We start from the raw sequence: 26,194 nt of genomic DNA on the forward strand, positions 1-26,194 counted from the left end.
TATGGTGGAATTATCTCTGTTTAAATGGTTTGATTCTTAGTATCCCAAAGGTAAACTAAGTTTTCTGTTGTGTTTTGTCGATTTTCCAATAATTGAAATAGTTACTCAGCGGCACTTGACGTCAGATTCCTGTGGTGGATTTTTCCTCTTTATTTGAAAAAAAACACCCGGCAGGATGCGTACCGAGAGAAATACGGCATACACCCAAGCCGGGTAAGGGATTAGAAAATAATATCAATGGCCTCTAGCACATCTTGCTCCTGTTCGGATTGCCCGTTCAGGGAAATATCCTTCAACAGCACCGAAGGCTGTTCGCAAATTTGGGTGATGATCACGAGCAGGTCCTGAGCGAAATTGTCGATCAGATTGCGCGTAAACAACTTGGTAGCATATTCAAACTGCCCGTTCATTCCCTCATCCAGCAACGAAATGACCAAGGTAAGATCAAATTGGGAAACCGTATGAGTTTCCGGATAAGATTCGATCTTGATATCCCCGAAGCTTTGAACGTTATCTTCCTTGGTTTCCAGAACAAACATGACATCGAATACAGGATTGCGGCTTTGATCTCGCGGTGCCTGCAGCTTTTTCACAAGCTCCTCGAACGGATAATCCTGGTGGTCGTAGGCCCCCAGCATCGTTTCTTTGACTTCGTTCAAGTAAGCGAGGAACGTCTTCTCCCCGGACGGATAATGGCGAATCGCCAAAGTGTTGACAAACATTCCGATGAGCGGCTCTAGGTCGGCATGTGTGCGGCCCGAAACCGGCATGCCTACAATGAAGTCTTCTTGTCCCGAGTACTTGCTGAGCAGGATTGAATAGGCCGCCAATAACACCATATAAAGGGTGGCGCCGTTCTCATCGGCGATGCGCTGCAAGCTGTCGGTCATCTGCTTGTCGATGCTGAAAGGCAGCACATCTCCCTCAAAGCTGCGAGCGGCAGGTCTGACAAAGTCCGTAGGCAGTTCAAGCGTCGGCAGTTCGCCTTCCAGCACGTCCAGCCAGTAGGCTTCCTGACGTTTCAGTCGCTCTTTTACAGGTTCGGACTGCTGCCAAGCGGCGAATTCCTTGTATTGAATCCGAAGCGGTTCCAGAGTCTCGCCGTTATACAGGCGCAGCAGCTCTTCGACAAAGATGCCCATCGACATGCCATCCGTGACGATATGATGAATGTCCAGCATGAGCAGTTGCCGTTCCGCTTCCCATTCGACTAAGCCCACACGCAGCAGCGGCGGCCGCTCCAAATCAAAGACGCGCACAAAGCCGTCTACGATGCTCTTCGTTTCACTTTCCGTCGCTTTCGTATACTCGACGGCAAACTTCAAGTCCGGATAAATCCGTTGTACCGGTTCGCCGTCGACCATTTCGAAGCCGGTTCGCAAAATTTCGTGACGAGCTATCAATTCTTTGAGCGCCGCCTCGAATTGATTCCGTTCCAAGCGCCCGACGAGAACCGTCATGCCGGACATGTTGTAGCTAAGCTCGGCGCCTTCCATCTGCTGCTGGATGTACAGCCGTTTTTGCACGGAGGAAAGCGGATAGTAATCCCTCTTATCCAGAACCGGAATGGAGAGGTGTTCCTGCCGCTCCAATTGGCTGATCGCTTCGGCCATCGCTTCGATGGTCGAGTGCCGGAACACATCGCGCAGCGGCAGGTCCACGCTCAGCTCCTTGTGCACCTTGCTGACCAGTGTCGTCGCCCGCAGGGAGTGACCGCCGAGGTCGAAGAAGTTGTCCGTCACGCCAATCGTGACCGCCCCCAGCACGTCCTGCCAGATGGCGACCAGTTTCGCCTCCAGTTCGGTGCGCGGCGCCACATATTCGCGGCCTCCGCCTGCTCCCCCTTCCGGTGCCGGCAGCGCCTTCCGATCGATCTTTCCGTTCGGCGTCAAAGGCAGGTGCTCCAGCTCCACGAAGTACGACGGGATCATGTACCCCGGCAGCTCGCTGGCAATCGCCCGCTTCAGGTCCGCCGCCGTCAAGCCTTCTTCCGCTGTATAATAAGCGCACAAAGCTTTCTGACCTTCTTGATCTTCCCTGACGACGACGACCGCTTCCTTCACGCCACCTACACTCAGCAGCTTCGCTTCGACTTCACCCGTCTCAATCCGGTACCCCCGGATTTTCGCCTGGTTATCGATCCGGCCGATGAAGTCCACGTTCCCGTCCTCCATCCACCGCGCCAAGTCTCCCGTGCGGTACAACCGCTCGCCCGCGGCGAACGGACTGTCTACGAACTTCTCTTCTGTCAGCTCCGGACGGTTCAAGTACCCGCGCGCCACTCCGACTCCGCCGATAACCAGCTCGCCCAGCACCCCCACCGGCACCGGGTTCAGGTACGCGTCCACGATGTAGAATTTCGCATTCAGCCACGCTTTGCCGATCGGCACATGGCCTGTCTGCGGCAGCTTCGTCAGCTCCTCGTCGTAGAAACTGGAGTCGATTGCCGCTTCCGTCACACCGTATGCGTTGATGATCCGGAACAACGAGCCGAAGCGTTCCTGCAAGGTTCGGTAATCCGCCACGCTACAGCTGTCCGAGCTCGTGATCAACAGCTCCATCCAGCTTATATCCAGTTGCTGCTCGTGCACGTACTCCAGGAACGGCACGATCAGCGCTGGCGTCGATTCGAAGATGGTGACCCGCTCTCGCTCAATCCAGTAGTGCAGACGAGACGGATCGATCCGGTCGTCCTTCGGCACGATCACCATCGTACCTCCGTTGTACAGCGTCCGCGCGATATCTCCCACGAACACGTCGAACGAGAAGCTTGCGAGCTGCAGCAGCCGCACCGGGAACTGATCCAACCGGTATTCCCGCCGGTAGCCCGCCGCCGTGTTCACCAGACTGCGGTGCTCGATCATCACGCCCTTCGGCTTGCCCGTCGTTCCCGACGTGTAGATCACGTATGCCAAATCCTCCGGACGGGCTTCATGGAAGCTGTCGGCATTCGTCCGCTCGTCGCTGTACGACGCTTCGTCGTCGAGGTACAGCACCGCCGCCAGCGCCAGTTCCTCTTCGCCGAGCCAGGCTTCGGCACGCTCTCGCAGCGGCGTTTGCGTTAGCAGCACCTTCGCTCCACTGTCTTCGAGCATGAACCGCACGCGGTCCGCCGGATAATCCGGGTCGAGTGGCACATACGCCCCGCCCGCTTTCCAGACGGCCAGCACGGCCACCAGCAAGTCCACCGAACGCTCGGCGAGAATGCCGACGATCGTCTCCCGGCCGATGCCGCTTGTGCGCAGCGTAGCCGCCAAGCGGTTCGCCCGCTCGTTCAGCTCCGCATACGTCAGCCGGTCGTTCTCGTACACGACGGCCGCCTCTTCCGGCGTGCGCTCCGCCTGTTCCTCAAACAGCCGGTGGAACGCGGCCGCCGGAGTCGCTTCCGGCTGCGCCGGGTTAAACGCGCCGAGAATTTGCTCTTTTTCCGCCGGTGTCAAAATACCCATCTCGGCAATAGTCGCCGACGGGTTGCGGAGAATGGATTCAAGCAGCTGCAAGTAGTGAGCGGCCAATTTCTCCACCGTTTCGGTTTTATAAAGAGCAGTGGCGTATTCAAACAGATATTCCAAGCCTTCCTCGATCTCCGTGACGTCCAAGCTGAGATCGAATTTAGAAACAATTTCTTCGCTGGCATACGTCGACAAATGGAGTCCGGGAAGCTGGATTTCCAAATTCTCTGTATTCTGCAAAGCAAACATCGTATCGAACAGCGGATTGCGGCTTAAATCGCGAGCTACGTTCACCTTATCCACCAGTTCCTCAAACGGATAATTCTGATGTTCAAAAGCGCCCAGCGTCGTCTCCTTGATTTCCTTCAAGTAGTCAAGGAACGTTTTACCGGCAGCCGGATAACTGCGGATGGCCAGAGTATTGACGAACATCCCAATCAGCGGCTGAACGTCGCTGTGATTTCTTCCCGCAATCGGCGTACCGACCACCACGTCTTCTTGCCCTGTATACTTATGCAATAATATTGTATAACCAGCAAGCAGAACCATGTAAAGCGTTGCGCCGTTCTCGGCTGCAAGCCGTTTCAGACCCTCGCTTTTCTCGCTATCCATAAACAATTGCAGCGTGCGGCCCTCGTAGCTCTGCATAGCCGGGCGCGGATAGTCCGTCGGCAATTCCAAAACCGGCAGCTCTCCGCGGAACATGTCGAGCCAGTAGGCTTCCTGCTTGGCAAGCTGAGCTTTCTGCTCATCCGATTGCTGCCATACCGCATAATCTTTGTACTGAATGCGGAGCGGCTCCAACTGCTCCCCGCTGTACAAGCGGACGAACTCTTCGATCAGTACGTCAATCGAAACGCCGTCGGATACGATATGATGCGTATCGAACATTAGTATGTGCCGGTCCGGCGCCAGTTCGGCAAGGCCTACCCGCAGAAGTGGCGGCTTCGCTAGATCAAACGGACGAACGAATTGGCGCACCGTTTCTTCCGCCTGCTCCCCGCTGATCTGCACATATTCCACCTGGAAGGCGGCTTCTTCGTAAATCCGCTGAACCGCTTCGCCTTTTACCATCTCAAAGCCGGTACGCAGCGTCTCATGACGAGCTACGAGCCCGCGGAACGCTTCTTCAAACCGCTGCCGGTCGAGCTCCCCTTCGAGCAGCATAGCTCCCGGTATGTTGTAGCTCAGCTCGGCTCCTTCCAGCTGGTTCAAGATATAGAGACGTTTTTGAGCGGAAGAGAGCGGATAATACTCGTTAGGTTTCGCAGCCGGAATAGCCGTGAACGAGCCGATCTCCAGCCGCTCCATAGCCGCGGCCATTTCCTCAACCGTCGAGTAGCGGAATACGTCGCGAAGCGGGAATTCAATGCCCAGCTCCTTATGCATTTTGCTGACAAGCGTCGTCGCCCGCAGGGAGTGTCCGCCGAGGTCGAAGAAGTTGTCTGTCACGCCTACCGCCTTCTCCCGAACAAGCACATCCTGCCAAATGGCGGCCAGCTTCGCCTCAAGTTCGGTGCGCGGCGCCACGTATTCGCGGCCTACGCCTGCTCCCCCTTCCGGTGCCGGCAGCGCCTTCCGGTCGATTTTCCCGTTTGGCGTCAGAGGCAGGCGCTCCAGCTCCACGAAGTACGACGGGATCATGTACCCCGGCAGCTCGCTGGCAATCGCCCGCTTCAGGTCCGCCGCCGTCAAGCCTTCTTCCGCTGTATAATAAGCGCACAAAGCTTTCTGACCTTCTTGATCTTCCCTGACGACGACGACCGCTTCCTTCACGCCACCTACACTCAGCAGCTTCGCTTCGACTTCGCCCGTCTCAATCCGGTACCCCCGGATTTTCGCCTGGTTGTCGATCCGGCCGATGAAGTCCACGTTCCCGTCCTCCATCCACCGCGCCAAGTCTCCCGTGCGGTACAGCCGCCCGCCCGCGGCGAACGGGCTGTCTACGAACTTCTCTTCTGTCAGCTCCGGACGGTTCAAGTACCCGCGCGCTACCCCGACTCCGCCGATAACCAGCTCGCCCAGCACCCCGACCGGCACCGGGTTCAGATGCGCGTCCACGATGTAGAATTTCGCATTCAGCCACGCTTTGCCGATCGGCACATGGCCTGTCTGCGGCAGCTTCGTCAGTGGCTCGTCGTAGAAACTGGAGTCGATCGCCGCTTCCGTCACGCCGTATGCGTTGATGATCCGGAACAACGAGCCGAAGCGTTCCTGCAAGGTCCGGTAATCCGCCACGCTGCAGCTGTCCGAGCTCGTGATCAACAGCTCCATCCAGCTCATATCCAGTTGCTGATCGTGCACGTACTCCAGGAACGGCACGATCAGCGCCGGCGTCGATTCGAAGATGGTGACCCGCTCCCGCTCCATCCAGTGATGCAGACGAGATGGATCGATCCGGTCGTCCTTCGGCACGATCACCATCGTACCTCCGTTGTACAGCGTCCGCGCGATATCTCCCACGAACACGTCGAACGAGAAGCTTGCGAGCTGCAGCAGCCGCACCGGGAACTGATCCAACCGGTATTCCCGCCGGTAGCCCGCCGCCGTGTTCACCAGACTGCGGTGCTCGATCATCACGCCCTTCGGCTTGCCCGTCGTTCCCGACGTGTAGATCACGTATGCCAAATCCTCCGGACGGGCTTCATGGAAGCTGTCGGCATTCGTCCGCTCGTCGCTGTACGACGCTTCGTCGTCGAGGTACAGCACCGCCGCCAGCGCCAGTTCCTCTTCGCCGAGCCAGGCTTCGGCACGCTCTCGCAGCGGCGTTTGCGTTAGCAGCACCTTCGCTCCACTGTCTTCGAGCATGAACCGCACGCGGTCCGCCGGATAATCCGGGTCGAGTGGCACATACGCCCCGCCCGCTTTCCAGACGGCCAGCACGGCCACCAGCAAGTCCACCGAACGCTCGGCGAGAATGCCGACGATCGTCTCCCGGCCGATGCCACTTGCGCGCAGCGTGGCCGCCAAGCGGTTCGCCCGCTCGTTCAGCTCCGCATACGTCAGTCGGTCGTTCTCGTACACGACGGCCGCCGCTTCCGGCGTGCGCTCCGCCTGTTCCTCAAACAGCCGGTGGAACGCGGCCGCCGGAGCCGCTTCCGGCTGCGCCGGGTTAAACGCGCCGAGAATTTGCTCTTTTTCCGCCGCCGTCAAAAGCTCCAACTGATTCACGCGGATGTTCGGGTTAGCCGCAACCTTCTCCAGTGCCCGGGCAAAATGACCGTGGATCAGCCTGATGTCTTCCTCTCTGAACGTCAGCGCATTGTACGTAAACCGCAGCAAAATATGCTCTTCCGGAATGACGGTAATGTCCAGGTCGTAGTTCGTTTGCTCCGGCGAATGGATATTAGCGATTTTCAGCGCTTCTTTGTCTCCGCCGACGACCTGCTCAATCTGTTCTTCCATCGGATAATTTTCAAAGACCATGATATGGTTGATCAAGTCGCGCTTTTGCTCGCTCAGCGACTGAATCTCGAACAGCGGGAACGTTTCGTAAGCTCCCGATGCCAGCGCTTGGTCCTGGGTTTTTCTCAAGATATCGGCTACCGTCTCCTCGGCTTTGCCTTGAATACGGACCGGGATCGTATTAATAAACAGGCCGATCATGCTTTCGATGCCCGGAATTTCCGCCGGACGCCCGGATACGACGGAGCCGAATACAACATCCTCGCTGTTGTTGTATACCTGCAGAACCAGTCCCCATACGGTCTGCATGAACGTATTGAGCGTCACCTGCTGCTGGCGCGCCACCCGCCCGATTTGCCCGGTCAGTTCCTTGCTGAGTTCCACATCGATTTCAGCTGCTTCAAAAGCGCCCTGCTTCAGCTGCGTTTTCTCCTGGGGCAGCTTGGTCTGCTGATCGTAACCCGCCAAATACTCGGACCAGTAACGCGAAGCTTTCGCGGCATCTTGAGCTTCCAGCCATTCGATATACCGGGAGTACGAGGTAACCGGAGGAAGCTCCAGCGTCCGCTTCTCGTGGAACGCGAAGTAGGTGTCGAACACTTCCTTGATCATGAAGGACATGCACCAGCCGTCCATCAAAATGTGATGGTGACTCCAGATCACATGGTAGGACTCGTCGCCCGTGCGCAAAACTGTCACGCGCATAAGAGAGCCTCGGGCCAAATCGAACTTGTTCGCTTTATCCGCGCTGACAAAATCGGCTATCGTCTTCTCCGGGTCTTCATCGCTTACCGAGCGAATATCTTTGAAGTACACTTCACACTTCCGCTCGCGGAATACCACTTGAAGCGGCTCGTCTCTCCAGCCAGTAATAAAGTTGGTCCGCAGCGCCTCATTCCGCTGCACCAGCGTATCCAATCCTTGGGTGAAGGCTTCGACATTCAGGCTTCCGTACAGATCGAAGGTCACCTGTTCGAAGTAAGCTTCCGAATCGGCATCCAGCAGGCTGTGGAACAACATCCCTTTTTGCAGCGGAGTCAGGGTGTATACATTCTCCAGTTCGCCGAGCGCCGCCGTATGTTCGGACAGCCGCTCCAGTTCTTCCACCGTCACATCTTGAAGCAGTACGTCGCTAGGCGTAAGCTCCGGCCGCTCTTTCGATACGCAATGGCTGATGACTTCACGCAAGCTCGATTGAAGCAGGGTGCCCAGGCGCTCTACCGTTTCCCGTTTATACTGGGTTTCCCCATAACGGATCGTGAGTTCCAGCACTCCTTCCGACACCATACCGTTAATATCGAGGACAAAATCCATCACTGCATTCGGGCTTGAATCGGAGCCCGGGCTGAACGGAGACGGCTGCGAGTCGCTGCTTTCGTAATCCTGGTCGAACTGACCCAAATAGTTAAAGCTGATCTCCGGCTCCAAAGCGAAGCGCTCGCCGTCACGCGACGCCGACAAATAACGCAGGATGCCGTAGCCGATTCCTTTGTTCGGAATGCGGCGCAAGCTTTCCTTAACCTGTTTCACCTGATGACCGAGCGCCTGGGCGTGACCCGGCTCCAGAACGACAGGGAATTGGCTTGTAAACCAGCCTACTGTGCGCGTAATGTCCACATCCGGCAAAATATCTTCCCGGCCGTGGCCTTCGAGATTCACCAGCACGCGTTCCCGGCCGCTCCAAGCTTGTACCGCGAGGCCAAGCGCAGCAAGCAGCAAATCGTTCATTTCCGTATGGTAAGCACGGTGTGCCTGCTTCAGCAGCTGTTCGGTTTCCTCTGCCGTCCAGCGAACGGTCACGAGCCCGCTGTCCTTCAGCTTGGATCTGCCTTGTTCAAAATCCTTCGGAAGCGGCTCATAGGTCAATTGCTCGATATGTTGCCAATACTCTCTCTCGCTTTCCATCGCCGGACCGTTCGCATAATCAGCGAGCTGTTTCGCCCACGTTTGGAATGAATCCGTTTTGAGCGGCAGACGGATCGGCTGCCCTTGCAGCGCCTGCTCATAGCCGGCAGCAAAATCCTCAAGCAGAACCCGCCAGGATACGCCGTCTACGACCAAGTGATGGATCGCGATGAGCAGGTGGTCGCCGTCGTCGCAGCGGAACAAGCCGAGCTTCACCAGCGGACCGTTTTCCAGATCGATGCTCGCTTGAATGTCATTCGCCTTAGCCTCTACCGCTTCTTTCACGTCGCCGACTCCTTTGAAATCGACAACTTCCAGATCGAACAGTGCTTCGTTCTCCCCGGCGCCACGGTTCCATGCGGTATAGCCGTTCTCGGTTTGGCGGTAAACCGTACGGAGAGCATCGTGATGCACAACAAGCTGACGCACCGCTTGGCGTAAAGCTTCTTCGTCAAAGCCTTGCTTGGAGAACTGCATGAACGCCTGGTTGCTGTGATGTACGTCAGCCGGATTTTGTTCAAAGAACCAGCGCTGAATCGGGGTCAAGATGACCTCTCCCGTCACTTCGGTCTGGCTTGCCGTTCTCTCCGCCGTTTGCAGATGCAAACTAAGGGCGGAAATCGTCGGGTAATGGAACAAATCTTTCATGACCAGCTTGTACCCCGTTTGCAAAAGACGGGACGATACCTGCAAGGCCTTGATCGAATCGCCGCCGAGCGCAAAGAAATTGTCCATCGTGCCGACCTGATCCACGCCCAGCACCGACTGCCAGACCGACGCAAGTGCTTGCTCGGCAGGAGTACGAGGCGCCGTGTATGCAGCCTCGACACGAATGCTTCCTTCCGGCACAGGCAGCGCTTTACGGTCGATCTTCCCGTTCGGCGTAAGCGGCATTTGATCCAGGCGCATGATGCGCGAAGGCACCATATGGGAAGGCAGCGCGGCGTCCAGATGGGCCACAAGCCTTTCCAGATCGAAGCTGGAATCCGCTACGACATACCCGCACAAATATTTCTGCCCCCGCTCGTCCGTCCGGTCGATGACAAGCGCTTGACGCACGCCGGCAAAATTTTTCATGGCCGCTTCAATTTCACCAAGCTCGATCCGATAGCCGCGAATTTTAACCTGGTTGTCGATCCGGCCGATGAAGTCCACGTTGCCGTCTGGCATCCAGCGCGCCAGGTCGCCCGTCCGGTACAGCCGCTCCCCAGCGGCGAACGGGCTGTCTACGAATTTCTCCGCCGTCAAATCCTGGCGGTTCAAGTAACCGCGGGCCACACCCGCTCCGCCGATAACCAGCTCACCCAACACCCCGATCGGCACCGGCTTCAGATTCGCATCCACGATGTAGAACTTGGCGTTCAGCCACGCTTTCCCGATCGGCACGCTGCCCGTCTTCGGCAGCTTCTCCAGCGGCTCGTCATAGAAGCTGGAGTCAATCGCCGCTTCCGTTACGCCATAGCTGTTAATAATACGGAACTGCGAGCCGAAGCGCTCCTGCAAGGTGCGGTAATCCGCTACGCTGCACGCATCCGAGCTTGAGATCAGCAGCTGCATCGAGCTGAGGTCCAGACCCTCGGCATGCACATGCTCCATGAACGGCACGATCAGCGCCGGAGTCGATTCGAACACCGTCACGGCGTAGTCGCGAATCCAGCCGTAGAGGCGGGTTGGATCAATCCGGTCGTCCTTCGGCACGATGACCATGGTGCCGCCGTTGTACAGCGTCCGCGCAATGTCCCCGACGAACACGTCGAACGAGAAGCTCGCGAGCTGCAGCAGCCGGATCGGGAACTGATCCAGGCGGTATTCCCGCCGGTAGCCCGCCGCCGTGTTCACCAGGCTGCGGTGCTCGATCATCACGCCCTTCGGCTTGCCCGTCGTACCGGAGGTGTAGATGACGTAAGCCAAATCGCGCGGCTTGTTCACATTCGCCGGATTCGATGCGAGATCCGCCGCTAGTACGTTCTTCTCGGCTTCTGCCGTGGCGGACATTTCGGCAGAAGCCGTTTCCGCTTGCGCCAAAGCCTCCGCCTCTGCGCCTGCTTCGCCCAAAGCTTGTACGCCCACAGCCGCTCCGAGGCTGTACGTCGTGGCGTCGTCAAGCGCAACCACCGTTTGCAGCACTAGAGCTCCGTCGCTGCGCCAAGCTTCCGCCTGCTCCAGCAGGCGGGTCTGCGTGAGCAGCACCGACGCCCCGCTGTCCGCGAGCATATACTCGATCCGCTCCGCCGGATAGTCCGGGTCGAGTGGCACATAAGCGCCGCCCGCTTTCCATACGGCGAGCACCCCGATCAACAGCTCCGCCGAACGGCCGGCCAAAATGCCGACCACCTGCTCCGGCTTCACCCCGCGCGCCCGCAGTGCATACGCCAGACGATTCGCTTTGGCGTTCAGCTCCGCATACGTCAGCTTGCTGTCTTCGTAGACAACCGCCAGCGCTCCCGGAGTGCGCTCCGCCTGCTCCTCGAACAGCTCGTGGAACGTTCTCTCTCTCCACGACTCATCCGCTTCCAAACCTGTACCCTCTGCGGCGGGTTGCTTCGCAAGAGCCGAAGACGACACGTCAAACCCGACCAGCAAATCATGCTTTTCGCTGTCCGGCAAGATATCCAAATCTGAAATCCGCGCACCCGGCTGAGCCAAGATCGACGCCAAAAGCTGCTCGTAATGACCCGCCAGCCGTTCCATCGTTTCCTGTCTAAACAACGAGGTAGCGTACTCGATCTTGCAAACCAGCTCGTTATCGGCTTCCACGATATCAAAGCTAAGATCAAACTTTGCCGTCTTTTCCTCGATGTCGAACAGCGACCATTGCAAGCCTTCCAGGGTTAAATCCAAGCTTTCGTGCTTTTGCAAAGAAAACATGGTGTCAAACAGAGGATTCCGGCTTAAATCCCGGCTCACCTGAAGAGCTTCCACCAGCTCCTCGAACGGATAGTCCTGGTGCTCGTAGGCTCCAAGCGTCGTTTCCTTCACTTCCTGCAAGTAATCCAGGAACGTCCGCTCCGCCGCCGGACCCAAGCGAAGGGCCAGCGTATTGACGAACATGCCGATAATCGGCTGCAGGTCGGCGTGAGAACGGGCGGCAATCGGAGTGCCGACCACTATATCTTCCTGTCCCGCGTATTTATGAAGCAATACGGAGTACGCAGCCAGCAGAAGCATGTATAGCGTCGCCCCCGAATCGCCGGCAAGCCGTTTGAGAGCTTCACTTTTCTCCGCATCCAGCGTAAACGTGAGCGTTTGACCGTCAAACTGCTGGACGGCCGGGCGGGAGAAGTCGAGAGGCAGCTCAAGAACCGGAAGCTCGGAGCTGAATACCTCGCGCCAGTATTCCTCCTGCCGTTTGATGCGCTGGCGCTGCTCCTCGGATTGCTGCCAAACGGCGTAATCCTTGTATTGAATCCGCAGCTCCGGCAATTCTTCCCCATTGTAAAGCCGCACGAATTCGCGCAGCAGCACGTCCATGGAAAGGCCGTCGGAACCAATATGATGAATATCCAGCGCGAGCAGGAATTTCTCTTTCTCCAGTTCGATCAGCAGGGCGCGCAGCAAAGGCGGCTGGGTCAAGTCAAAAGGCTGAATGAAGCCTTCAAGAATGGCCGCAACCTGATCTTCGCTTGCTTGAAGCTTCTTGACCTTGAAAGCTACGAGCGGATGAATACGCTGAACCGGCTCCCCATTCACGATTTCAAAACCGGTGCGCAGCATATCGTGCCGGGCCACCAAAGTAGTCAGCGCCTTTTCCACTTTGACCTCGTTCAAAGCCCCTTCCAATTGCAAGGCGCTTGGGAGGTTATAATTCAGCTCCGAACTATCCAGCTGGTGCAGGACGTACAGCCTTTTTTGCGCGGAGGAAACCGGATAGTACGCTTTCTCTTCCGCTTTCGGAATCGAGCAGTGCCGCGTTTCTTCCAAGCTGGCAATAGCCCCGGCCATCGACTCTACCGTCGTATAGCGGAACACATCGCGCAGCGGAAGTTCGACGTTCATTTCCTTCTGAATCTTGCTGACAAGGTTCGTCGCCCGCAAGGAGTGGCCTCCGAGCTCGAAGAAATTGTCCAGGACTCCAATGCCGGAGTAGCCCAGTACTTCCTCCCAGATCTTCACAAGCTGGGACTCCGTCCGGTTACGCGGCGCTACGTATTCGACGCCCGTTTGTATGCCGCCTTGCGGCTCCGGCAGCGCTTTGCGGTCCACTTTACCGTTGGTCGTCAGCGGCATGCGCTCCAGCTGCACGAAGTACGACGGGATCATGTATCCCGGAATTTCCTGGGCCAGCGAGGTTCTCATTTCGCTGACCGTCAGCATCCGGTCCGCCACAAAGTAGGCGACAAGCGCCTTCTCGCCCCCGCCGTCCTGACGGGCGAGCACCACCGCTTCTTCCACGCCCTCGACGTTCAGAAGCTGCGTCTCGATTTCGTCCAGCTCGATCCGGTACCCGCGGATTTTCACCTGATGATCGATCCGGCCCAGGTATTCGATGTTGCCGTCCGGTAGCCAAGCCGCCAAGTCGCCCGAGCGGTACAGTTTCTCCCCCTCCGCAAACGGGGAATCGACGAACTTCTCCGCCGTCAGATCCGGACGGTTCAGGTATCCTCTCGCAAGGCCTTCCCCGGCCACGTACATTTCGCCCGCTACGCCGATCGGCACAGGGCGGCGGTTTTCATCCAGGACGTACACCTTCAGCGTCGGGATCGGCTTGCCGATATTACTCTTCGCCGCCTCCATTTCGACCCACGTGATTTCCTTATATGTAACGTGAACAGTCGTCTCGGTAATGCCGTACATATTGATCAGCTTCGTCTCCGGGTACTTCGTCTTGAAGCCCTTGAGCTGCAGCGGACTGAGCGCTTCGCCCCCAAAGATGACGTTTCGAATCCGCAAATCGTACGGATGGTCCGCCAAGACCTCACGCAGCAGCTGGTAGAAGTACGTTGGCGTCTGGTTCAAAATGGTAACCTGTTCGCGGCCCAGCAGCGCCAGGAAATCGGCCGGATTTTTCGCCGTCAGCGGCGGTACGATGACCAGCTTGCCTCCGTACAGCAGCGCTCCGTACATTTCCCAGACGGAGAAATCGAAGCAGAACGAGTGGAACAGCGTCCACGTGTCGGACGGCCCGAAATCGAACAGGTTCTTGTCGTTGAACAGGAGCCGCACGACGTTCTTATGCTCGATCAGCGTTCCTTTCGGTCTGCCGGTCGTTCCCGACGTGTAGATGACATATGCCAGGTTGCTCGGCCCGGAAATCGGCTCCAGGTTCGAAGCGTCCAGCGCACCTTCGGAGTCCGCCCCTCTGTCGCCCCAAACGAAATCGTCCAATTCGAGGCGCGTCCCTGCGAAATCGGTCTTCTCGTGCAGATGCTTTTGAATCAGCAATAACGGCGCGCCCGAATCCTCGATCATGAAGCGGATACGCTCCTCCGGGTAGTCGGGATCGACAGGCACGTAGGCTCCGCCCGCTTTGAGAATCGCCAGAATGCCGACAACCATATCGAGCGAGCGTTCGGCCAGAATCGCTACCAGTTGGTCCGCTTCTACTCCCGTCTCCCGCAGCTTCCGCGCAAGGCGGTTGGATCGCTCGTTCAGCTCACGGTAGGTCAGCTGCCGCTCGTTCATGACGGCGGCCACGTGATCCGGGTAAAGCTCCGCCTGTTCTTCGAACAAGCCGTGAATCGTCTGCCGCCGCGGGTAGTCCGCCTCCGAATCGTTGAAACCGCGCACCAGCTCGCGGATTTCCTCCTCCTTGAGCATTTCCAGCGAGGTAATATCCCCGTCCGGCGCTGCTGCGATGGTTTCAAGCAGCTTGTCATAATGTCTGGCGAACCGCTCCGCGGTCTCCTGCTTATACAAAGCCGTAGCGTACTCCAACCGACATTCGAGCTGACCGTCTAGCTCCGAAATGTCCAGTAGCAGCTCGAACTTGGATGTTCGGTTTTCCAGCGGATAAAATGATTGCTCCAGCCCCTCGATGACAATTTGCTCGTTCTCCGTATTTTGCAGGGAGAAGAACGTGTCAAAGAGCGGATTCCGGCCAGTCGCGCGCGGAATGTGAAGACTTTCCACCAAGTCTTCGAACAAATAATTTTGGTGTTCGAAAGCCCCGAGCGTGATTTCCTTGATTTCTTCCAGGTACGAAAGGTACGGCTTGGAACGCTCCGGACGGCTGCGAATGGCCAGCGTGTTGATAAACATCCCTACGATCGGCTGCACTTCTTCCTGTGTTCTTCCGGCAATCGGCGTTCCTACGATCAGATCTTCCTGACCCGAATATTTATGCATAAGGATGGTGTAAGCCGACAGCAGCACCATGTACAGGGTCGTCCCTGTCCGTGCCGCCAGCTCTTTCAGCTTCTCCGTCCGATCTTTCTCGATATAAAACTTCACGGTTCGGCCGTCAAAGCTTTGCACCGCAGGCCGCGGGAAGTCCGTCGGTAGCTCCAAGACCGGCAGCTCGCCCGACAGCTGTTCCAGCCAATACTCCTTCTGCGGCTGGAGCATCTGCCCGTAAGCTTCGGAATGCTGCCAAACGGAATAATCTTTGTATTGAATGCGCAGCGGGGTCAGCTCCTCGCCCCGATACAGGCGGCTGAACTCGTCGAAGAGCAGCGCTGTCGAAATGCCGTCCGAGACGATATGGTGCATATCGAACAGCAGAATGTGGCGATCCTCGGCGACTTCGATCAGGCCGATGCGGAGAAGTGGCGGCTTGGTCAGATCAAACGGGTGATAGTAAGCTTCTACCACTTGCTCCACTTCCCGCTCGCTCGCTTGGAAATAATCCACAGCAAACTCCACCTCGTCATAGATGCGCTGGACAAGCTCGCCTTGAACCTGCTCGATCCCGGTACGCAGCGTCTCATGGCGCTGAATCAGCGCCCGGAACGCATGCTCGACGCGCGTGCAGTCCAGCTTGCCTTCGAGAAGAAGCGCCGCCGACATATTATAGCTGCGCTCAGCCCCGTCAAGCTGGCGCAGGACGTACAGACGCTTTTGTTCGGATGAAACCGGATAGTACTCGGCCTCAGCCGCCTTTGTAATCTCATACGTCTCCTGCTGCCTTAAACCGCCGATTCTTTGGGCCAACTGTTCGATCGTGGTGTAGCGGAAAACTTCCCGCAGCGGAACCTCGACTTGCAGCTCTTTCCGAATCTTGGAAACCAGCGTGGAGGCCCGCAAGGAATGACCACCCAAGTCAAAGAAATCGTCTTGGACTCCAACTCGCGCAATACCCAGCACCTGCTGCCAAATGAGAGCAAGTCTTGTTTCCAGCGTTGTGCGAGGAGCCACATACTCACGGCCTGCTTCTACCTCTCCGGTCGGTTCAGGCAGCGCCTTACGGTCAATTTTGCCGTTCGGCGTGAGCGGAAGCTTATCAAGAGACACCAGCCGGGCCGGGACCATATGGGCCGGCAGCTCTTGCTTCAATTGGGACAGCAGATCGCTCAGCTGCACGGAAGCATCCGCCGCCACGTAGCCGCACAAATACTTTTGCCCCTGCTCATCCGTACGGTCGGTCACCACAGCCTGCTTGACGCCCGGGAAACGCAGCAGGGCCGTTTCAATTTCGCCGAGTTCGATCCGGAACCCGCGAATTTTCACCTGATAGTCGATTCGGCCGATGAAGTCGACGTTGCCGTCTTCCAGCCAGCGGGCCAAATCGCCTGTCCGGTACAGACGTTCGCCTGGCACAAACGGGCTGTCCGCAAACTTCTCGGCGGTTAGGTCCGGACGGTTCCAGTACCCGCGCGCCACCCCGGCGCCGCCGATGACAAGCTCGCCCGGAACCCCTACAGGAACCGGCTTTAACGCGGCATCGACAATGTAAAACCGGGCGTTCAGCCATGCTTTGCCGATCGGCACATGACCCGACGGCGGCAGCTTATCCAGCGGCTCACCGTAAAAGCTGCTGTCAATGGCCGCTTCGGTAACTCCATAGCTGTTGATGATGCGAAATTGTCCGCCGAATCTTTCCTGCAGCAATCGGTAATCGGTGACACTGCAAGCATCCGAGCTGGTAATCAGCAACTGCATGGAGCTAACGTCCAGCCCTTCTTCATAAATATGCTGCATGAACGGCAGGATGAGCGCAGGCGTCGATTCGAATACCGTAATGCTTTGGTCCCGAATCCAGCCGTATAAGAGGTTCGGATCAATCCGGTCATCCTTCGGCACAATCACCATCGTGCCTCCGTTATATAGCGTCCGCGCGATGTCTCCGACAAACACGTCAAACGAGAAGCTGGCCAGCTGCAGCAGCCGCACCGGAAACTGATCCAACCGGTACTCGCGACGGTACGCATCCGCCGTATTCACGAGACTGCCGTGCTCGATCATGACGCCTTTCGGGCGTCCCGTCGTACCCGAGGTGTAAATCACATAAGCCAAGTCTTGCGGGGCGCTGTCGGCAGATTCAAATTCCACGGCTAAGGCATCCCCGTTATAAATCTGTTCATCGTCCATGGCATAGACAGCTTGAAGCTTCAGCCGGTCATCGGCCAACCAACCTCCGGCCCGCTCCAACAGATGACGCTGCGTAAGCAGCACCGATGCATCGCTATCGCTGAGCATGTACTCAATCCGCTCCGCCGGATAATCGGGGTCCAGCGGTACATAGGCTCCGCCGGCTTTCCAAACGGCGAGCACCCCGACCAGCAGTTCCACCGAACGCTCCGCCCAGATCCCCGTAATCGTCTCCCTTCCCACGCCCTGTTCGCGAAGGAGAGAAGCCAGCCGCTCGGCGCGTTCGTTCAATTCGCCGTAGGTCAGCTGTTTGTCCATGTAGACGACTGCCGGATGATCTGGAATTTCTCGAGCAAACTTTTCAACATACCGATGAAACGCTTCTCCCTCGCTCAGCCCTGCCACCGGCGGGTTAAAAACGTTGAGAATGCGGTGTCTCTCCTCATCGCTCAGCAGAGAAATCTCGCGTACCGGCAGTTCGGGAGTCTGAAGAAACTGGTCCAGAACGGTTACATACTGTTCCATAATCCGATCAATCTCGGCCGTCTCGAACAAGCCGGTACGATAGGAAGCATGGAGAATGACATGTCCTTCATTCAGCATATGGTCGAAGCGCAGCAGCAAATCGTCCATCTCGTGCCTAGCGAAGTGAGCCTCCAGGCGTACCTTGATTTCTTCGTACTCCACGATTTTCAAAGGCAGATATTCCAGAGACGTGCGGAACAGCCCCGAAAGATCGTTGCGGCCGTGTTGTTCGCGTAAATCCTGGATCAATTGGTTATAAGGGTATTTCTGATACCGCAGATCCGCCGTATTTTCCTTGGAAACCGTTTGGATCAAGGAAAGCACGTTCCTGTCTGGATTCAGACGAATCCGCGTAGCCACGGTGCTGACGAACATGCCAATCGTTTCTTTTTCCTTCTTGCTGGTGCGATTGGCAAAAACCGTGCCGACCGGAACATCGGTGCTGTCGGTCAGCTTGTACAATAAGGCGTACATGGCGGACAGAAATAATGTATATAAGCTGACCTGATATTGTTCGCTGAAGGCCAGAATGCGTTCATACCGGGAACCGTCCAAAGTGATGGACAGTTTATTGGATTCGCTGCCGATCGAGAATGGCGGATACGATTTAATGCCGGTCGTTTCAGGCAAAGTGTTGTACTTCGTCAGCCAGTATTCCTTGCCTTTCTGATAACGCTGCGATTGCTCATATTCACGCTCCGCGGAAATATAATCTAGATAGGAAGGGGGCTGGTAACTGCTGGAGATGCCTTTGCGCAGTTCCAGGTATTTTTCCATCACCGCATGCAGCAAAGCATTGACGGACAAGCCGTCGGCGATAATATGGTTTACCGTCAAATTGAGCCATACTTGGCCGTTCGCAAAATGAATAATCGTAAATTCGTAGAGGTGTTCGTCGAACACGCTGGCCGGTTTTTCGCTTACTTCCTTCACCCAAGCATAGAATTGTTCGATTGTGCCTATTTCGAGGCGGCTTATCCTAGCTTGGACATTCTCCGGCTCTTCGAACCACTGCGTTGGATTTTGCAAATCCCCGCTAATGCGGATTCGGAAAACGTCATAGGTTTTGACGATCTCTGCCGCCGCTTGCTTCAGAAGCTGTGTGTTGATCTCGCCCGTAATCTGGTAGGTCGCGGAAAGCATCGTGATGGACGTTCCCGGATTCATAATTTCCATGAACCATATTCGGCGCTGGGCTTGCGTTAATCCATATTGCTCGTTGGTATTCTCTGTCACATCGACACACTCCCGGTTTAGAGATTCTTTATAGATAGGCTTTGTACCTAGATGTCACTTAGTCACTCTTAGAAGAACCGCGCAGGCCATTCCCGGAACGGCTCCATCGGACTCTTCCTCATTTTTCGTGTCTACGTTTTCTGGTAACTACCGGTTATAAAGTCATACCTTGGATTACTAAAAGACTCTGTCGCATTCGCGAGCAAGAAGCCGCCCGCCGTAAAGCGGATCTAGCCGTACAGCCGGGCGTAAAAACCTCCGAGCGCCAGCAGGTCCTGATGGCGGCCCCGCTCGACGACCGTCCCTTGGTTCATGACGGTAATCAAATCCGCATGTTCCACGGTGCTGAGTCGGTGGGCGATCAGAATGGTGGTGCGCCCCTTCATCAATACGTTCAAGGCCTGCTGTACCCAATGCTGGGATTCGTTATCCAGCGCGGAAGTCGCTTCGTCCAGCAGCAGAATCGGGGCGTTTTTGAGAATCGCCCGTGCGATCGCAATTCGCTGCCTTTGTCCGCCCGACAACGACGCTCCTCTCTCTCCCACCGGCGTTTTATACTGTTCAGGAAGTTCCTGAATGAAATGGTGAGCGTACGCCGCTTTGGCCGCTTCGATCACTTCTTCATCCGTTGCATCCGGGTTGCCGTAGCGGATGTTTTCCTCAATCGTGCCGGTAAACAAGAACGGCTCCTGCGGAACGTATGCAATCTGCCTGCGGATTTCGTCCAGCGTGTAATGGCCGAACGGTTTGCCTTGGAGCAGGATTTCTCCGCTGTCCACAGGATAAAAGCCAAGCAGCAGCTTGATCAGCGTACTTTTGCCGCTGCCGCTGGCCCCCACGATAGCGGCGACCTGGCCGGGAAACACCTGCATGGAGATGTCGACAAGCACCTTTTTATCCGCCTGATAGGAAAATTCCACATCGCGAAACTCCACCGCAGCCTCCGACACGAGCTCGCTATGAGGAGATCCCAAACGCTCCGGTTCCTCTTCCTCTCTTAGTACCTCTTGAATCCGATGAGCGCCCGCGAGCGAATTTTGGGTCATCGACAGAACCATCCCCAAGTTCAACAAGGCGTGCGTCAGATTCACTTGCAGAACCGCCAGGGCGGCGACGCTTCCCATTCCCATCAGTCCGTAGGCATAAAGAAGACTGCCGATGACGATGATGCCGCAGAACGTAACGTAGCTGATAAAATGATTCACCGCAGCCTGCATGCCGTTCTTCTGCGCGGTTTGCCGAAGCGTCTGCGTCATTTGTTCGTTCAACGCCTCGTACTGGCCGTAAATCGTGCGGATGCGGAACAGCTTCACAATTTGAATGCCGCCCATAAAATCTTTGAATTTTTCGGTCATTTTACCGAGCGTTTGCAAGCCTTGTTCGGACAAGGCGCGAATATCCCGCGCAAATTTCAGACTGACCACGGAGGACAGCAGCAGAATGACGAAGGATACGCCGGCAAACCGCCAATCGATCAACACCATGGAGACAATGGAGCCGATGCAAAAGACAACTTGAAGCAGCAAAACGAAGTAAACCTGCGAGAATGTAAACTCAACGGTCGTTACGTCGTTGTTCACCCGCGACAGCAAGTCCCCATGGTGCGTCTGCTCCAGGAATCTCGGCCGCACCCGGCACAGCTTGTCATAAAGACGTTCGCGGATATTCAGCACAGTCAGCTCGACACTGCGCTGGTATAAGTAAATGAACCAGGGAGAAATCACATTTTCCAGGAACAAGACCGCGCCCAAAATAATAAAGGCTTCCACCATCAGGGACGTATCTCGGGACACGGCGAAATCAACCAAGTTATGTACGACCAAGCTGAAGGCGATCAGGAACAATGTCTGGGTGAGCGCCGTCACGGCCAGGCCAATGGCGTACTGGGTTTTGCGCTTGCGGTTCATAAACATCAGCAAGTAGCCGAGTTCTTTCACTTGCGAGAGCCATCCGCACTTTTTCATGTGTACGCCACCTCCCTGCGTTCGGCAGACTCAGTAAATTCCTGATAGTACGACTGGGCGTACAGTCCCTTCATCTTCAACAATTGTTCATGAGTGCCCTTTTCAACAATACTCCCCTGTTCCATGACCCAAATTTCGTCGGCGTTTTGTACTGTAGAAAGCCGGTGGGCAATAACCATCGTCGTTCTCTGCTTCATCAATACGCCCAGCGCTTCCTGAACCGCGCTTTCCGACTCCGGATCAAGAGCCGACGTTGGCTCGTCCAGCAGCAGAACAGGAGCATCCTTCAGGAAAGCCCGGGCCATTGCAATGCGCTGGCGCTGTCCGCCGGACAAAAAGCCTCCTCGCTCTCCAACATATGTCTGGTAGCCGTCGGGAAGCTGCATAATGAAGGAATGCGCCTGAGCGGCTTTGGCGGCTTCGATAATCTCGTCCATCGACGCTACTTCCCGCCCGTAGCCGATATTTTCAGCGATCGTGCCGCTAAACAAATATGAATCCTGGGTTACCACGGAAAAATGCGACCGAAGCTGCTCCGGATCAGCGCCGTGGATCAGGCTGCCAAACACGCGGATCTCGCCCTGGTCCTCCGGAAGCGGATAAAAGCCGTATACAAGCTTAAACACCGTGCTCTTCCCTCCGCCGCTCGCTCCGACAAGCGCGATCGTCTTCCCTTCCGGCACCGAGAAGCTAACATTCCGCAGAATCGGGGAGCTCTCCTCATACCCGAAGGTTACGTTCTGAAACTCGATGGGGGCGGCGCTCGCTTTCGGAAGCGAACGGCCATTTTCCGTTTCGGTCGGCTGCTCGACGATTTCGGAGACCCTTCTCAGGGCACCGGTCATTTCGAACGTCCGCGTGATGAGCTCGGGAATATGCTCCAGCGGTTCCAGACACAGATTCAGCAAGTACAGGAAGGCGATCAGCTCTCCCGCGCCTAGCTGCCCTTTGTAGATCAAATAGCTTCCGTAACTGACGGCGAAAATGATCGGGCTGATCATCAGCGTGGAAAGCAGCGGGTTGACCCAGGCTTCCCGCTTTTTCACGGCCAGCTTTTTTTGGGCCGTCAATTGCAGCAGCACTTGGTAGGAGCGAGATAACATGCCGGATAGCAGGTAGCTTTTTACAATAGGCATACCCCCAAGCGTATCCTGGAGGTTGACGTTCATTCGGCCCATGTTCGCCTGGGCTTCCTCCGTCAACCGCTCCAACTGCTTGCCGATCCATTGGGAAACCAGCAGCGCTACGGGAAATAACAGCAGGCTGTACAGCATCAGCTCCCATTGGAGGTAGATCAAATAACCGAAACAGCCGATGAACAACAGCGGATGATAAAACCACTGGGCGAGGTCCCGAATCATAAACTGCTGGATGAGCTGCAGGTCGTTGTTGATCCGCGACAATACGTCGCCGGAGTGCTGCTTTTCCAAATAGGAGACCGGGAGTTTACCGATATGACGCATGACATGGTTGCGGATATCCTGCACCGCAGAGGCGCTGCTTCGCTCCACGCCGAAGCTCATGAAAAACTTCGCCGGCACACCGATCAAGATGACCACAAAGACCGCGTACACGATTTGCAGAACGATTGGCCCCGCCCCCTTCTCGGCCTGGGTGGTCAGCTGCTCGATCAAACTTCCCGTCCATATCTCAATAACGGCGGCGGCAATCGCAGACAAGACACCGACGATCATCCAGCCTTTGTGACGGCTTACATAGGACATCAACCAGCGGAACGCTTTCCAGGCGGCATAAGCGGTTTGGGACTTGGAAGGCGCCGCTGTGCCTTGTTCTAGAGCAGACGGCTGGCGGTCAGCTTCCATGCAGTACCCCGGCCTCCGCTTCGATCTGCCGCTTGACTTGCTCTAAGATGTCCCGGATGACGACGGCCGTTTCTTCCACGCGCGCGAGTTCCAGCAATTCCTCGTGCGCACCCTCCAGCCGGTAATCGGCGTAAGCTTGCGTCGTTGCCCCCCGCCAGGAAGGCAATTGGTGCTTCAGGCGGAACGCTTCGCTGTCCTTCGCAATCAGTTCGTAAATCCGGGCCGGGATCGTGCCGGAATTAATAAGCTGCGCTTCGTACGCCAAGGTCGCTTTGACCTTCCGATGAACCCGCTCCCGCACGAGCGGGTTGCTCATTAATTCCTTCTCTTCTTCGTCGAAATCGGCAAGCATTTCTTCAAGCTCTTTCTCCGACGTTTCGGAAGACGTCAGCGTGTCCTTAATCCACGAGTCCACCATGAGCACGTCCGTTACGGAATAGCCTCTTTTCTCCATCGTTTTGGCTACCTCGAACGTCAGGTTGCCTCCAAAGCAGTAGCCGAGCAGCACGTAAGGTCCTTCCGGCTGGATGCGGACGATCTCGTCCACATAACGGTTCAGCATGGCCTCGTAATCGACGGCATCGTCGATAAAATCAATGCCGTAGAGCACGAACCCGCCGTCGAGCCTGCTTGCAAGCTCTCGATAACCGATGCCAAAGCCGCTGCCCGGAGGGAAGCAGAACACGTTCAGATCTCCTGCTTTATTCAGCTTAATGAAGGAGTCTCCTCCTTTATCCAGGCCCTGATCCCCCTCTCCGAAAGCCATGGCTTCAACTGTTACATTATGGAATTGGCGGTTCAGCGGTATCTCAATGCCCGTTTCATCGTAAACGGCTTGAACGAGCCTCATCAGACTTAACGAATTGCCACCCAACTCAAAAAAGTTATCCTTTACGCCGACCTGCGGAACGCCAAGCGTATCCTGCCAGACGCGGGCGATCTTCATTTCGAGCAGCGTTCTCGGCGCGACATATTCCGTTCCTCCGTCCGCGGCTTCCTCCGGCGCGGGCAGCGCTTTGCGGTCGATTTTCCCGTTCGGGGTCAGCGGCATCCGCGAAAGCTGCACGAGGTACGAAGGAATCATATAACCCGGAAGCTGCTTGGCGAGCTCCTCTTTGAGTTCATTCGCCGCCAGCCTCGTTTCTGCGACGTAATAAGCGACAAGTTGCTTATGGCCGTTCGCGTCGTCGCAGTCGAGCACCTTGGCTTCTTGCACGGCGGCGATCTTCAGCAGCTGCGTCTCGATTTCGTCCAGCTCGATCCGGTACCCGCGGATTTTCACCTGGTGGTCGATCCGGCCCAGGTATTCGATGTTGCCGTCCGGCAGCCAAGCCGCCAAGTCACCCGAGCGGTACAGTTTCTCCCCCTCCGCAAACGGGGAATCGACGAACTTCTCCGCCGTCAGATCCGGACGGTTCAGGTATCCTCTCGCAAGGCCTTCCCCGGCCACGTACATTTCGCCCGCTACGCCAATCGGCACAGGGCGGCGGTTTTCATCAAGGATGTACACCCTCAGCGTCGGGATCGGCTTGCCGATATTGCTCTTCGCCGCCTCCATTTCGACCCACGTGATTTCCTTATACGTCACGTGAACCGTCGTCTCGGTAATGCCGTACATATTGATCAGCTTCGTCTCCGGGTACTTCGCCTTGAAGCCCTTGAGCAGCAGCGGACTCAGCGCTTCGCCCCCAAAGATGACGTTGCGAATCCGCAGATCGTACGGATGGTCCGCCAAGACCTTACGCAGCAGCTGATAGAAGTACGTTGGTGTCTGGTTCAAAATCGTGACCTGTTCGCGGCTCAGCAGCGCCAGGAAATCGGCCGGATTTTTCGCCGTGAGCGGCGGTACGATGACCAGCTTGCCTCCGTTCAGCAGCGCTCCGTACATTTCCCAGACAGAGAAATCGAAGCAGAACGAGTGGAACAGCGTCCACGTGTCGGACGGCCCGAAGTCGAACAGGTTCTTGTCGTTGAACAGGAGACGCACGACGTTCTTATGTTCGATCAGCGTTCCTTTCGGTCTGCCGGTCGTTCCCGACGTGTAGATGACATATGCCAGGTTGCCCGGCCCGGAAATTGGCTCCAGGTTCGAAGCGTCCAGCGCATCGGCGGAGTCCGCCCCTCTGTCGCCCCAAACGAAATCGTCCAATTCGAGGCGCGTTCCTGCGAAGTCGGTCTTCTCATGCAGATGCTTCTGAATCAGCAATAACGGCGCGCCCGAATCCTCGATCATGAAGCGGATGCGATCCTCCGGGTAGTCGGGATCGACAGGCACGTAGGCTCCGCCCGCTTTGAGAATCGCCAGAATGCCGACAACCATATCGAGCGAGCGTTCGGCCAGAATCGCTACCAGCTGATCCGCTTCTACTCCCGTCTTTCGCAGCTTCCGCGCAAGGCGGTTGGATCGCTCGTTCAGCTCGCGGTAGGTCAGCTGCCGCTCGTTCATGACGGCGGCCACGTTGTCCGGGTAAAGCTCCGCCTGTTCTTCGAACAAGCCGTAAATCGTTTTCCCCCGCTCGAACCCGGTTTCGGTGTCATTAAATCGCTTCAGCAGCGTCTCCCTCTCGTCTGGGGACAGCACATCGGCTTGTCCGAGCTCCAGATCCGGCTGAAATAAAAGCACGGACAGCAGCCGAACAAGATGGTCGGCCGCCTGGTCCACAAATGCCCGCTCGTACCGCTGCCCGTCAAAGCTTATTTCCAGCTCAATGGAGTGGTTTTGAAGGTCGAAGCGAAAAACTGTATCGGCCGCCACCCGGTTACCCAGCGGTTCCGGATGAATCGGGGCGAAGGATGCGACGGTGTTGACGACCGGGAGGCCGTCCCCCGTATAGTCCAGATGGAGCGGCTCCACCATTTTCCGAAAAGGCAGGTGTTGATGCTCCAGCGCCTCGCCGATGGAAGCTTTGATGCCCCCGAGCAGCGTTTTCAGCGTAGTCTGGCGGCTTACGGACGTCTTGATCACCAAGATGTCATGCGGCGGCGGAGTCCCGTCGGGGTCTGCGCTATAAGAAGGCATGCCGACCAGCACTTGGTCCCGCCCGGTATATTTGAACAGCAGGCTTTTTACTCCTGCCAAAACAATCATGTACAAAGCCAAATCCGAACCGTTGGCGAGGCTAATGATTCTCTCCGAGAGTTCACTCGGCAGAGTACGGTGAAGCAAGCCCGGCTCGGCCGCAGCTTCCCCGTCGGCGGATAATTTGGAGGATTGACTGTAGGGAAGGAAGCTCAGGCTGTCATCGGCGTCAAACTTGCCGCTCCAGTACCGTTCTTCCTTTTCAAACAAAGATTTCATTTGTACCTCCCCTAAAAATGAAGTGACCGCATGCCCCGGCGCAGGTCCGAAAAAGCTTGCTTTCGGCCTGCGCGTTTACGGGCTTGGATGTTGTTCGCCGTCTTCCTTGGGATGCGCGCC

General features: G+C 56.5%; 4 protein-coding genes. All 4 read right to left on the reverse strand.

All coding sequences use genetic code 11. The features are described 5' to 3' along the window. Positions 1 to 221 precede the first annotated feature (221 nt). Positions 222 to 18,989, reverse strand: a complete 18,768-nt coding sequence (locus NSQ57_RS21575; RefSeq protein WP_342425277.1) for a non-ribosomal peptide synthase/polyketide synthase — start codon at positions 18,987 to 18,989, stop codon at positions 222 to 224. 230 nt (positions 18,990 to 19,219) lie between these two features. Then, positions 19,220 to 20,953, reverse strand: a complete 1,734-nt coding sequence (locus NSQ57_RS21580; protein WP_342425278.1) for an ABC transporter ATP-binding protein — start codon at positions 20,951 to 20,953, stop codon at positions 19,220 to 19,222. Further along, positions 20,950 to 22,776 carry an ABC transporter ATP-binding protein gene (locus tag NSQ57_RS21585; protein WP_069012669.1) on the reverse strand — a complete coding sequence of 609 codons (1,827 nt, stop codon included), beginning with the start codon at positions 22,774 to 22,776 and terminating at the stop codon, positions 20,950 to 20,952. The genes NSQ57_RS21580 and NSQ57_RS21585 overlap by 4 nt, the downstream gene beginning before the upstream one ends. Then, a complete protein-coding gene (locus NSQ57_RS21590; RefSeq protein ID WP_342425279.1) occupies positions 22,766 to 26,074 on the reverse strand; it encodes an amino acid adenylation domain-containing protein in 3,309 nt (1,102 codons plus the stop codon). Before NSQ57_RS21590 ends, NSQ57_RS21585 begins: the two co-directional genes overlap by 11 nt. Positions 26,075 to 26,194 lie beyond the last annotated feature (120 nt).

Origin of the sequence: Paenibacillus sp. FSL L8-0502 (genome assembly GCF_038593055.1) — a bacterium.
In the GTDB taxonomy this organism is placed as follows: domain Bacteria; phylum Bacillota; class Bacilli; order Paenibacillales; family Paenibacillaceae; genus Paenibacillus; species Paenibacillus polymyxa_D.